Origin of the sequence: Dictyobacter alpinus (assembly GCF_003967575.1) — a bacterium.
Lineage (GTDB): Bacteria > Chloroflexota > Ktedonobacteria > Ktedonobacterales > Ktedonobacteraceae > Dictyobacter > Dictyobacter alpinus.
This window is the reverse complement of sequence record NZ_BIFT01000001.1, coordinates 102,141-114,696: the sequence shown is the minus strand read 5'-3', so window position 1 is coordinate 114,696 and position 12,556 is coordinate 102,141. Positions and strand designations below refer to the sequence as shown.

General features: G+C 46.1%; 11 protein-coding genes and 1 rRNA gene. 7 read left to right on the top strand and 5 right to left on the bottom strand.

Annotated features, from left to right (window positions below; genetic code table 11):
• The first annotated feature begins 41 nt into the window (after positions 1-41).
• The 3 genes from EL633_RS00475 to EL633_RS00465 all read left to right on the top strand — a co-directional run bounded on the left by EL633_RS00475 (position 42) and on the right by EL633_RS00465 (position 3,536).
• A complete protein-coding gene (locus EL633_RS00475; protein ID WP_126625314.1) occupies positions 42-1,571 on the top strand; it encodes a YifB family Mg chelatase-like AAA ATPase in 1,530 nt (509 codons plus the stop codon).
• A 39-nt stretch (positions 1,572-1,610) separates the two neighbouring features.
• Positions 1,611-2,465: an amidohydrolase family protein gene (locus EL633_RS00470; protein WP_126625313.1), complete on the top strand. Its 855-nt coding sequence runs from the start codon at positions 1,611-1,613 to the stop codon at positions 2,463-2,465.
• Between the two features lie 156 nt (positions 2,466-2,621).
• The gene (locus EL633_RS00465) at positions 2,622-3,536 is read left to right on the top strand and encodes a diacylglycerol/lipid kinase family protein (RefSeq protein ID WP_126625312.1); all 915 of its coding nucleotides are present in this window, start codon (positions 2,622-2,624) and stop codon (positions 3,534-3,536) included.
• Positions 3,537-3,601: 65 nt separating this feature from the next.
• On the opposite strand, the gene EL633_RS38045 is transcribed toward EL633_RS00465, so the two are convergent.
• The 3 genes from EL633_RS38045 to EL633_RS00450 all read right to left on the bottom strand — a co-directional run bounded on the left by EL633_RS38045 (position 3,602) and on the right by EL633_RS00450 (position 5,338).
• A complete protein-coding gene (locus EL633_RS38045; RefSeq protein WP_371865549.1) occupies positions 3,602-4,027 on the bottom strand; it encodes a GNAT family N-acetyltransferase in 426 nt (141 codons plus the stop codon).
• Positions 4,028-4,108: 81 nt separating this feature from the next.
• Positions 4,109-4,813 carry an endonuclease III gene (gene nth, locus EL633_RS00455; RefSeq protein ID WP_126625310.1) on the bottom strand — a complete coding sequence of 235 codons (705 nt, stop codon included), beginning with the start codon at positions 4,811-4,813 and terminating at the stop codon, positions 4,109-4,111.
• Between the two features lie 246 nt (positions 4,814-5,059).
• A complete protein-coding gene (locus EL633_RS00450) occupies positions 5,060-5,338 on the bottom strand; it encodes a hypothetical protein (RefSeq protein ID WP_126625309.1) in 279 nt (92 codons plus the stop codon).
• 602 nt (positions 5,339-5,940) lie between these two features.
• Between EL633_RS00450 and EL633_RS00445 the strand changes: the two genes are divergently transcribed.
• Positions 5,941-7,176, top strand: a complete 1,236-nt coding sequence (locus EL633_RS00445) for a GTPase (protein ID WP_126625308.1) — start codon at positions 5,941-5,943, stop codon at positions 7,174-7,176.
• Between the two features lie 3 nt (positions 7,177-7,179).
• Positions 7,180-7,968 (top strand): hypothetical protein, encoded by a 789-nt coding sequence (locus EL633_RS00440; RefSeq protein WP_126625307.1) that lies wholly within the window; start codon positions 7,180-7,182, stop codon positions 7,966-7,968.
• 289 nt (positions 7,969-8,257) lie between these two features.
• Here the strand turns inward: EL633_RS00440 and EL633_RS36410 are convergent, their stop codons facing one another.
• Positions 8,258-8,893 (bottom strand): hypothetical protein, encoded by a 636-nt coding sequence (locus EL633_RS36410; RefSeq protein WP_161981833.1) that lies wholly within the window; start codon positions 8,891-8,893, stop codon positions 8,258-8,260.
• A 385-nt stretch (positions 8,894-9,278) separates the two neighbouring features.
• On the opposite strand from EL633_RS36410, the gene EL633_RS00430 reads away from it, so the two are divergent.
• Both EL633_RS00430 and EL633_RS00425 read left to right on the top strand, forming a co-directional pair.
• Positions 9,279-10,148 (top strand): prephenate dehydrogenase, encoded by an 870-nt coding sequence (locus EL633_RS00430; RefSeq protein WP_161981832.1) that lies wholly within the window; start codon positions 9,279-9,281, stop codon positions 10,146-10,148.
• Between the two features lie 699 nt (positions 10,149-10,847).
• A 16S ribosomal RNA gene (locus EL633_RS00425) occupies positions 10,848-12,334 on the top strand.
• Here the strand turns inward: EL633_RS00425 and EL633_RS00420 are convergent.
• On the bottom strand, positions 12,335-12,514 hold the full coding sequence (locus tag EL633_RS00420; protein WP_126625305.1) for a hypothetical protein: 180 nt from the start codon (positions 12,512-12,514) through the stop codon (positions 12,335-12,337). It abuts the rRNA gene before it with no gap.
• Positions 12,515-12,556: the final 42 nt, after the last annotated feature.

Below are 12,556 nucleotides of genomic sequence, written 5' to 3'. Positions count from 1 at the left end.
TTAAGAGAGAGAGAATACTTAGAGAGGAAGGATTGCGGTGTATGCTATCAATGGCTCGTAGCTGTGCAGTGGTTGGTTTGGAGGGAGCTATCATTGAAGTAGAGGTTGATCTGGCAAATGGTTTAAGCGCTTTCACTATTGTGGGATTGCCCGACGCAGCCGTCAATGAAGCCAAAGATCGGGTCCGAGCCGCCATTAAAAATAGCAATTGTACGTTTCCTTTTAAGCGGATTACTGTCAACCTTGCGCCCGCAGACTTGCGAAAAGAAGGGCCAGTCTATGATTTACCAATCGCAATTGGTATTCTACTGGCATCCGAGCAGATTAACAATAATGAATTGATACATGCCTCTCTGTTTTTGGGAGAGCTCTCTCTTGATGGTAGCGTACGACACACAAATGGTGTACTGCCAATGGTCGCTCTGGCGCGTGAGCGACACGTGAAAACCGTCTTTGTTCCCGCTATTGATGCCATGGAAGCGACCCTGGTTGAGGGCATTGAGGTTTATCCGGTTGAGACATTGCGCCAGTTAATTGATCATCTGAATGGCGTTGCTTTGATTCAACAATATGTTTGTGATCCTACCCTATTAGATCATGACAGTGAGCTCTATGCGGGACAAGAAATGGCCGCTGTTCGAGGGCAAGAGCATGTTAAGAGAGCGCTAGAGGTAGCCGCCAGTGGAGGCCATAACATCTTAATGAGTGGCCCTCCCGGATCTGGCAAGACATTGCTGGCCCGCGCGCTGCCGTCGATTCTCCCGCGTATGTTAATTGAAGAAGCTTTAGATGTCACGAAGATTTATAGTGTGAGTGGTATGCTCTCAACAGACGTTCCCCTGGTGCGGCAACGACCTTTTCGCGCACCGCATCATACCATCAGCCATGCGGGACTAGTTGGTGGTGGCCGTATACCGCGACCAGGAGAAATTAGCCTCTCCCATCGTGGTGTCCTGTTCCTGGACGAACTTCCCGAATTTGGGCAAAACGTCCTTGAAGTGATGCGTCAGCCCCTTGAAGACAAAATCGTCACCATTTCACGAGCGCAAGGGAGCATCACCTATCCTGCCAACTTTATGCTGGTCGCCGCCATGAATCCCTGTCCCTGTGGTTACTATGGTGATCCTGTGCGTGAATGTAGCTGTTCCGCTACCGCTATTGCGCGTTATCAAAAGCGCATTAGTGGTCCATTATTGGATCGTATCGACATCCATGTAGAAGTACCGCGTGTCGATTACGAAAAGCTGGCAGACAAACGGCAGGTAGAGCCTTCCGCTGTAATCCGCCAACGTGTACAAAAGGCACGAGAGCGTCAACAGCAGCGCTTAAAAGCTACTGCCCTCAATTGTAATTCTGAAATGGGTCCAGCCGAAGTACGAAATTTTTGTAGCGTAGATGCAGGGGGAGAGAAATTACTCAAAGCAGCCATGCAGCAATTGCATCTCTCTGCTCGCGCTTTTCACCGGGTGCTTAAACTGGCGCGCACAATTGCTGATCTGGCTGACTGTGATATTATTGCTGCTAATCACGTAGCTGAAGCTATTCAATATCGTCCCAAAGTACGGAACTAATGAAGTATATAGAAAGATTAAGGAAGGAAATTGCCATAGATGCCAAATTTTCCAATTATTGATACCCATGTCCATCTCTGGGACCCCCAGCATTTTCGCATGAGCTGGTTGGATAATGCCGCGATCCTTAACCAGAGTTATCTATTGCCAGAGTATCAGCAACATACGCAAGGAATTGACATTGAAGGAATGGTCTACATAGAAGTTGATGTCGATGCCCCATATAAGTTGCTCGAAGCCAGGTGGGTGGTTGAACAAGCCAAAAAAGATAGCCGCCTGCGTGGTATTGTTGCGTATGCGCCTGTCGAAGATGGTGAGCGCATCCATGCGTATCTTACTGAACTGGTACAGATGAGTCCATTGATTAAAGGTGTACGACGTATGCTCCAGGGAGAGGCGGATAGCGCCTATTGCCTCAGACCAGACTTTATTCGTGGGGTGCAGATATTACCTGACTATGGACTCTCTTTTGACATCTGTGTGCTTCAGCAACAACTTGAGAGCGCAGTTGAGTTGGTGCGTCACTGTCCCAATACCGCCTTTGTCCTGGATCATATAGCCAAGCCAGACATTAAAGGCCAGCGCTTAGATCCATGGCGTCAACACATTGATGCCATGGCGGCTAACCCCAATGTTGTCTGTAAGATCAGTGGCTTAGCTACCGAAGCCGATCTAGCACATTGGAAGGCTGAAGATCTGGCCCCATATGTGGAACATATTATTTCAGCCTTTGGGGAAGATCGCATTATGTATGGAGGCGACTGGCCGGTAGCCATTCAAGCAACCAGCTATCCACGCTGGGTTGAGACTCTAGATATGTTGACAACCCATCTTTCTCCAGAAGCCAGCCGTAAACTTTGGGTTGAAAATGCTCGAACCTTTTATCGTCTATAGCATTGTTCTTGAAAAGCAATCGTGAATGCCGCTCACGCATGGCTAACACAGCCCATCCAATTGATGGGTATAGCACTAAAAATAAAGAATAGTCTTTTCCGGATGAAGATGTTACAATTGACCCACTACAAGCTCAATTTAGGAGGAGTTGCGGGTATGGAAACATCGTCTTCCACAGGGAATCCCCTCGTGATTTTAAATCCAGTAGCTAATCGTGGCAGCATGGAGATCTATCAAAACCTGCTGCCACAATATGTGCAGAGTTATCATGCTGAATATATCGAAACAAGGCGTGCTGGACACGCTAGAGATTTAGCTCAGCAAGCTGCGATGGCTAATCGAGAGATAATCGTTGTTGGTGGAGATGGCACTATCCATGAAGTTGTGAATGGTCTGCTCACCGCGGGAAGACGAGTTCCACTCGGAATCGTTGCGGCAGGTTCAGGTAACGACTTTGCTCGCAACACACTCAAATTACCAGGTCAGCCTGAACAAGCCATTGAGCGCGCTTTTAATGGCCATTTGACGAGTGTTGATGCAGGCCGCGTGAACAACACTTACTTTGCTAATGGTTTTAGTATTGGTATGGATGCAGAAATTGGCGCCCTCACTAACCACATGAAAAATATACCCTGGATAAGTGGAGCCAATTTATACTATGTGGCAGCCTTACGCAAACTGCTCTTTGGTTTTCATCATTGTCCCTGGTTAACCTTTCGTATTGATGATGGGGAGATTGAGCAAGTAGTGGAAAAACGCTATGTCTTACTCGCCGTCACTAACGGACCTGCTTATGGAGCAGGTTTTCATATTAATCCCAGGGCTGATTATACGGATGGTTTACTTGATGTTTGTATAGTGGATTATATGCCTCTCTGGCGTGTACTCAAACTTTTTCCCGGTGTCAGGCAAGGTAAACATATCAATGAGCCAGAAGTTACTTTCTATCAGGCCAGAAGTATTCACATTGAGAGTAAACAGCCGGCTACTATGCAAGCTGATGGGGAGGAGGATCATATAACCACTGTTGACGCAGAGATCCTGCCTGGTGCGCTTTGGATCCGTATTTAGTGTAAGCTATATATAGCCATATGTTATTACTATACAAGTAGTAAATGAGGAATTCGCAGATAGATTTATATAATTTTGCTTGTGATAGTTTTAACTAGTAGAACGTGAGGGCCGATAGGAGGAAGATCGAATATTGGCCCATGCTGTGTAAAGCCGAAACGCGTATAAAAACCCTGCGCTGTTGAGCGTCCATTGCACCAGATAGCGCAAGGCAACTCCTGCTTTGATGCATAATTGATCAGAGTCTGTAAGATATGTCCTCCCACGCCCTGTCCTTGTGCACTATCTAGCACGGCCATTCCACGAATACGCCAGCTAGTGGAGTTCGTCGACCCATCTTGAGCTTCGCGAAAAAGTGAGCCAACTCCAATTAAATCTTGCTGTAGAAAAGCCCCCACATGATAACTGCTTGTTTCCTCATCTAATGGATAAGTACAACTTGCCAATGATTGATGCGGCCTTAGAGTTTGGTGGCGTAATGTATACGTCATTTTTGCGCTAATAGATCGATAATCAATTGGAGTTATCATCGTTGTAACTTTCTATAATTATTGGAATATGGCGTTATATATCTAATGGATTTTTGTGCTTGTATTACGGACCGGGGTCGCCGCGAATGCTGATGGACAAAGATGGGCAATGGTGCATTGCTCACAAAGCGGCTTGCGCGCATCACAGATAGCACGGCCATGGAAAATGAGCAGGTGGGATAAGTCGAGCCAATCTTGTTTTGGTACAATTAGCATTAATTCCTGCTCAATTTTAACTGGATCTGTATTGGTCGTCCAGCCAAAGCGACGTGAGAGTCGGCCTACATGTGTATCAACCACGAAGCCAACAACAATCCCAAAGGCATTGCCAAGTACTACATTGGCTGTTTTGCGAGCAACCCCTGGAAGAGTAAGAAGATCTTCCATAGTACGAGGAACCTTACCCCCATAGACAGAGATTAGCCGCTGACTGGTAGCACGAATATTCTTAGCTTTATTGCGATAAAAGCCTGTTGAACGAATATCTTGCTCTAACTCCTCCTGTGAAGCTTCTGCAAAGTCATTGACAGATGGATATTTCTTAAAGAGCTTAGCCGTCACAATATTGACTCGTTCATCAGTACACTGGGCCGAGAGTTGAGTGGCAATTAGAAGCTCAACTGGATTTGAGAAGTCGAGTGAACATTTCGCCTGGGGATAGAGACGTCGTAATTCAGCAATAATCGCATTGACCTGTTCAGGTGAACCGGGAGTTGGTCCCGTATAAATAGGTGCGGCAAGGTTCATGTGAAATCTTTTCTTTATGGTTGTGATGACATCTTTTGTTACTGCATAAAGGATCTGGAGGGTGGTAGGAACTCCAACCGATCAATTCATCTGGTGGTACCACCCTTATGATGCAAAGCCTTCAGCCTCTGTGTCATAATAACTTCCATTTAAGGATAGACATTCAGACTATCCTTGAAAGAGAAAGTATGTGAGACTACAACCTTTTTGATAAAAGCGTTGTACATGACAAATTGGCAGAAGATGCTAATCATAACTTTCGCGCTGGGAGCGCAAGAGGGTACGCAGAGCGTCAGCTTGACCTCTATTCCAGGCTGCAGAACGAACCTCAGATCCAACAATTGGAAGAGAGCTTTTTTCGCTAATATGAGCAGCGCGCTCTCGCTGCACAATTTCATTGATAAGTTGGCGCTCATTCAAGTGCCAACCATGAAGTCTGGCCTGTTCAGATAGCCACATAATACGCGTAAAACCAGCTTTATAGTCCCGCTCTGCTGAGTTATTGCGCATTGGTATGTTTTGCATAATAATGCCTCGGTTGCAGAAAAATAGTGAGATAGAACGTTCCTATTTTGAATTACAATGGTACAGTCACGATTATGGCAGAAATTACGCTTCTATGTCAAGAATAGCAGGTGCCTGCTTTTGCGAGACCCAGGACTTTTTCATGTTCCTTTTTGGCGCCTGCGGCGCCGGGTTGGGGGTGTGGAGTGTGTGTGGCTGCTGCAGCCGCGCACCCCACACACTCCACACCTGAAATAATGTCCATCTGATCGCTTACTACTGATCTCCCTGCGATTTCTGGGCGAACATGAAAAAGCCCTGTGCCAGACATCTTTAACGTGTTCAGTTCTCGTTTGCAGATTATAATGATATAAGTAGAGGTTAAAAGCTGTATCGTATGCTAAAATTGGGATACTACATGGTTCGTTTGAAAGGTGAAGTGAGGACTTTGTGGTAGGCTTCGGTGTGCTTTATGAAACGTGTCCGTATATACACGCGTACTATTGTTGTAAAGATTGTTGTTAAGTATCCAAAAGCACAACAGAAACAAAAGTTTTGTGCATGCGGCATATTCTACTATAGAAGAGAGCCTTATTGAACAACGTCAGGGAAGGAAGTTGAGTGTGGCTAATAAAAAATTTACAAATGCAAACAGTGACAGGGACAAAATCAGAAATGAGATGGCTGCCAGCATTTTGCGCAAACGTAATCAGCCTAAGGGTATGAAAGAGCTAGGCATTCATACGTTACGGAATCTCCCTGCAAACATTTCGATGGTTCAAGGTTTGATGAAGGCCGTGAACTGGAAAATGGCCCAACAAGAGGTATTAGAAGGCTTAAATAATACCGTTGTTATTGTCGGCCAACCGAATACTGGTAAAAGTACATTGTTTAATACACTCAAAGGCCAGAATCTATCGCCAGCCTCTTCACAATCTGGTACAACGCGTACCCTGGTACGTACAGATTTTGGTCCTTTTACCCTTGTGGACACCCCCGGCCATCTTCCCGATGTGATGGAAAGCGGGATGGATCAGGCAAGCGTTATAGTTTTTCTTGTTGATGCATCTAAAGGGTTGCAAGCAGCAGATCGTGAACTGTATCAGATTATCAAACGCTTTGATAAGCCAACTGTCGTAGCTGTCAACAAAATTGATGAGTTGAGAGGTGGCGAAACTGGGGATCAGTTAGCGACCGAAGTAGCTGTACAACTTGAAGCGCCAGGAGTTATTCCTGTTTCCGCTAAAACTGGCGAAAATGTTGCAGAAGAGCTTATCCCTGTGATTATTGAGGCCAGTCCAGAAGCTGCCCTTGCTATTGGTCGTGAATTGCCTGCCTATCGTCATGCAGCTGCACAACGTATTATTCGTAACTCGACTCTTATAAGCCTGGCTGCTGGCCTGGAACCAATACCATTTGTGGATATTCCTATTCTTCTTGGTACGCAGATTCGTCTCGTATTGCGCCTGGCTGCTCTTTACGGAGAACAGATGGATAGTCCTGATGCCAAACAGCATGCACGAGAACTGATTGCAACAATTGCAGGAGGTCTGGGTTTACGCTATCTGGCTCAACAGGCGGCTAAAGCTGTTCCATTCGGTGGTGATTTTGTGGCGGGAGCCATTGCAGGTGCTGCCACCTGGTCTATCGGTCAAGTAGCCCTCGAGTATTATGAAGGAAATAAACAATTGAGTCCTAAACGCTTGCAGCAACTCTATAAGAGCTTCTATCATCGTTTCCGAAAGGACACAAAAGTTCAGGATTTGCGTGAACAGGCGTTCAGTGAGTTGGAAACCGGCAAATCAGATCCGATACTAGAAGAGCCTGATCGCAAACTTCTAGAAGAAGGGAAGGCTTAAACCGTGCCCATGCTTTTTCCTTATGACCGTTATGAGACCTTAACCGAACCATTTACAGTCTACTATCCTGCGAGCGAGGAAACCCTTGCTCGCATGGTAGCCGAGAAAATGCAGAAGGCCGGTAAGTTACTTTCACAACTTTTACAGATAGAGTTACCAGATTTTGAAGTATTAATAGTTGATATGGAAGACTGGCCCTTAGTTCCCCATAGTGAAACCGAAGAGGTTGATTCTCCTCATCCATATATGACTGATCTGACTACTCCCCCAACATTAGTTGTGCCAACTGAACTTGATGTTATCTTTGGAGAGGTAACTCCTGAGAAATTTGCTTTTATGCTCTATCATGAGCTGACTGTTGCTTATCTGGAGGAAGATTCCCGCCCCTGGCCTGAAGTAACACCTTTGTGGGCAGATGAATGGCAATTTAAATATATCGCTCTCTGGTTGACTCAGCAATTAGATGGAGTCAAAGGCGTCGTCAATAAAGATGTTCGCGAGCAGTATGAGGAGGCCTTTGAGCCCGAAGCCGATGGAAAAACTCCCGTTACCGTACGTGGATTTGATTGGTATGAAGATACAACTCCAGAAGAATATTTAACATATGAGCTACTTCTAGAACAATTTGCGGCCGATCTGTTAGAGCATCAGGATATTTCCTTAATTACGCGTTTTCTCTCTCGTTATCGTATCGAACGAGAGGAGCTGCTAAGCGATCAAGTTACAAAAATGTTGGTCGAGTCCCTGGATCCCCAATCTGAAGAATGGCTTGAAGGACTTGTCTACTTTTAATACAGCTATTTTTGATTAAATGCTTTCAAGTAAACTGTTAAGAGGAGCGTTGAGTACTCAACGCTCCTCTTAATTTCATTTTCATTCCGATGGGCTAAGTTAGTAGCTAAAAATCCAATGTTTTTAACAGGTTTGACTTTTCACCATCGGGTCATCTACTCTTTTTCATGCCGTAGCAATAGGCAACCGTATCATCTTTGATAAGCTCCATTACTTTATGATCTGGCTACTTCTATCGCAATGATCTTATTAAACCTTGACTACGGTGGAATTTTCTACTGGTAATGGCTTAGCCATTATTGTTGTTATTGTTGTTGTTGTTGGCACCGCCATTATTGTTGTTGTTGTTATTGTTATTGGCGCCACCATTATTGTTGTTGTTGTTGTTGTTGGCACCACGGCCACCGTTGTTGTTGTTGTTGTTGTTGGCACCACGGCCACCGTTGTTGTTGTTGGCACCACGGCCACCGTTGTTGTTGTTGTTGTTATTGTTGTTGTTGGCACCACGGCCACCGTTGTTGTTGTTGTTATTGTTGTTGTTGGCGCCACGTCCACCATTATTGTTGTTATTGTTGTTGTTATTCGCGCCACGACCACCGTTGTTGTTGTTGTTGTTGTTATTGTTGTTGTTGGCACCACCATTATTGTTGTTATTGTTGTTGTTATTCGCGCCACGACCACCGTTGTTGTTGTTGTTGTTATTGTTGTTGTTGTTACGACGATGATTGTTGCCGCAATTAGGAGGACAGTGACGCTCTACAGAATTCGAACCATGGTAGCTAAAATTACTAGCATGGGCGGTGGATATTCCTGTTACCATGGGTGATAATGCTCCCAACAGGAAAATACTCGCAATTACCAAAATTCCGATCCATCTTGACTGCAACTTTGACTGAGCTACATGTATCGATTGCCGTTGTCTCATAACTTTTCTCCTTCGAATTAACTTTAGCAACATGGCAATTTACGTTGGACCGTTAATAAAGCGCTACTTCTTACTAACTTCTAGTGTGAGTATGCTTTTCCGAATGATATTAACATATAATCTCACGATTTTCTATATATATATTTTTTAATAATGTAGCATCTTTGAATGCATGTGTTTTTTAAGTATGTATATACTTGTGTCTTATTTTTGATATGCCTGTGTTATCATCGAAATTATATATAATCTGCTTAATTTAAAGCAGTTTCTTGTCTCATGCTGTCCATAAATAAAATTCCCCTATGCTTTTAAAAATGGTTTTAGTATAATGACTTTCAATTCATATGGTGAGAGGGTATTTAATAGAGAGAAGGAGTGTTGTGTTATGTTCACTCGTGTAACAATCATTGGATTAGGGCTTATTGGGGGATCGATTGGCCTGGCTTTAAAGGAAGCCAGGGCTGCCAAACAAGTTGTGGGCTATGATTTAGGGAGAGGCGTAAGTGAGCGCGCTTATAAGATTAGTGCGATTGATCAAGCATATGTAAGTCTTGTTGATGCTGTAAAAGAAGCTGAATTAGTTATCCTTGCAACTCCCGTAGGAGCAATACATGAACTTTTGCAGGCTATTGCTCCGGTTCTTGCGCCTGGTACTGTGGTTACCGATGTCTCTAGCACAAAAATGCAAGTCATCAGTTGGGCAGAAGAGTTTTTGCCAACGGCGGTCTCTTTTGTTGGTGGCCATCCAATGGCAGGAAAAGAGGTAAGTGGTGTGGAAGTTGCTGATGCGAACCTTTTTAAGAACTGTATATACTGTTTGACTCCGACGGCACGTACTCATTCAGCAGCCATTAGTAAGGTGGCATCCCTCATTGAGGTTTTAGGTGCACAGTTACGTTTTTTAGAGCCAGCAGAACATGATGGGTTAGTAGCAGGTGTCAGTCATTTACCATTTTTGATCGCTACCACCTTAATGAATACTGTAGGTGAAGACTCTACATGGAGCGATGCTTCTGTGCTTGCCTCATCTGGATTTCGTGATGCTACACGTTTAGCTGCAGGTAATCCGGAGATGTATAGGGATATTTGTCTTACTAATAGTAGTGCTATTGTACGCTGGTTAGATACGTATGTATCAAATCTTTCTACTTTGCGTGATCAAATAGCCATGCATAAGAAAGATCTTAATGAAGTTTTTGCGGAATCCCAGCGGTTGCGTCAGCAGTGGCAGAGATCATATGATCAGAAAGATTGAGCCTGTAAATCAAAAGCTTCATTTTAAAGACATGGAGCTTTTGTTATTCCCTCGTAAACGCTGGCTTGATATACTCGTTACGCCTAATTAGTATTTTGTTGAAGTCCGTAATGAACATTTGACAAAACGTAGACTGTATGGCATAATCATCGAGCTGCAGAAAACGACAATCACCGAGCTCTTCGAGTGACGGTGCTCCTGTCCCTTCGCGCCAGTTGTGCCACGCTAAGGTGGCTCCCTCGAGATCATTGATCTCCTGTGTATTTCCCAACGAATGTGGTGAGAACGGGAAGGTTATGCCTTTTTGTACAGGATGTCACGTTTCCTCTGGCTCCAACGAGCGGGGTAACGAGATTTCGCAGGCCCAAAAAATTGGTTGGGGAAACGCTTGACAAAGCGCAACAGATCTGCGATACTACAGCTACACGAGACAGAGACACGAAAACAGACGATCTGCTCGTAAACACAGGCGAACTCCGGTTCGTCGGCACCTTGACAACTGAAGAGTGGAAAGCAGAACAGCAACTGGAACACATGAATAGGTTTCACGTTCCTGTCAATTCGATCCCGGACGTTCGCGTTCGGCGATCACAACAATAATCTGCGAACAAATTACAGCCAATGTTGGAAGACTTGGCCTTGATCGCAATTCTCATGCAATTTCTTCCTGCTCGTTGAGTTGGAATGAATCATAAAAATTGGATGGCGAGTTTGATCCTGGCTCAGGATAAACGCTGGCGGCGTGCCTAACACATGCAAGTCGAACGCTCTGCGCAAGCAGGGAGTGGCGGACGGGTGAGTAACACGTGGGCAATCTACCATCAGGTGAGGAATACCGGCGAGAAATCGCCGACAATACCGCATACGCTCTTTCGCGAGGAAGAGCAAAGCTCGTAAGGGCGCCTGAGGATGAGCCTGCGCTCGATTAGTTTGTTGGTGAGGTAATGGCTTACCAAGACGACGATCGATAGCTGGTCTGAGAGGACGATCAGCCACACTGGGATTGAGAACGGCCCAGACTCCTACGGGGGGCAGCAGTGAGGAATTTTCGTCAATGGGGGCAACCCTGAACGAGCAACGCCGCGTGCAGGATGAAGGTTTTCGGATCGTAAACTGCTTTTCTCTGGGACGAGAACGGACGGTACCAGAGGAATCAGCCCCGGCTAACTACGTGCCAGCAGCCGCGGTAATACGTAGGGGGCAAGCGTTGTCCGGATTTATTGGGCGTAAAGCGCACGCAGGCGGTCAGATCAGTCTGGGGTGACAGTCGTCGGCTCAACCGACGAAGTACTTCGGATACTGTCTGACTTGAGGGCTTCAGAGGGACACGGAATTCCGGGTGGAGTGGTGAAATGCGTAGATATCCGGAGGAACACCGATGGCGAAGGCAGTGTCCTGGGAAGTACCTGACGCTCAGGTGCGAAAGCTAGGGGAGCGAACAGGATTAGATACCCTGGTAGTCCTAGCCGTAAACGATGACCACTAGACGTTGGGGGTATCGACCCCTTCAGTGTCGCAGTTAACACAGTAAGTGGTCCGCCTGGGGAGTACGGTCGCAAGATTAAAACTCAAAGGAATTGACGGGGACCCGCACAAGCAGCGGAGCGTGTGGTTTAATTCGATGCAACGCGAAGAACCTTACCAAGGCTTGACATGGATTTGCACCAGCCGTAATTGGTTGTCCCTTCGGGGCGGATCCACAGGTGCTGCATGGCTGTCGTCAGCTCGTGTCGTGAGATGTTGGGTTAAGTCCCGCAACGAGCGCAACCCCTGTCGTTAGTTGAATTTCTCTAGCGAAACTGCCATTTTAAAATGGAGGAAGGCGGGGATGACGTCAAGTCAGCACGGCCCTTACGCTTTGGGCGACACACACGCTACAATGGTCAGGACAAAGAGTTGCGAACTCGCGAGAGGGAGCCAATCTCGTCAAACCTGGCCTCAGTTCAGATTGGAGGCTGCAACCCGCCTCCATGAAGTTGGAGTTGCTAGTAACCGTAGGTCAGCACACTACGGTGAATACGTTCCCGGGTCTTGTACACACCGCCCGTCACACCACGAAAGTTGGCAACACTTGAAGCCGCTGGGCTAACTCGCAAGAGGGGCAAGCGTCGAGGGTGGGGTCAGTGATTGGGGTGAAGTCGTAACAAGGTAGCCGTACCGGAAGGTGCGGCTGGATCACCTCCTTTCTAGGGAGCTTTGACATCGGTCATGCGTGAGTATGGCCAGTAAGATGTCACACTTCCAGGTCGAACAGGACGACGAAAGTATTCATCCAGCAGTTGGGCTGGTTTCCACTCTCCAGATGTTGGGGTCAACAGGGCCACGCTACGGCGTTGTACCTGCCAGCATCGCACCTTGACAACCAAATACCGTATATCTTCAATTTTGCTGAGCCATGATAGGTCAGC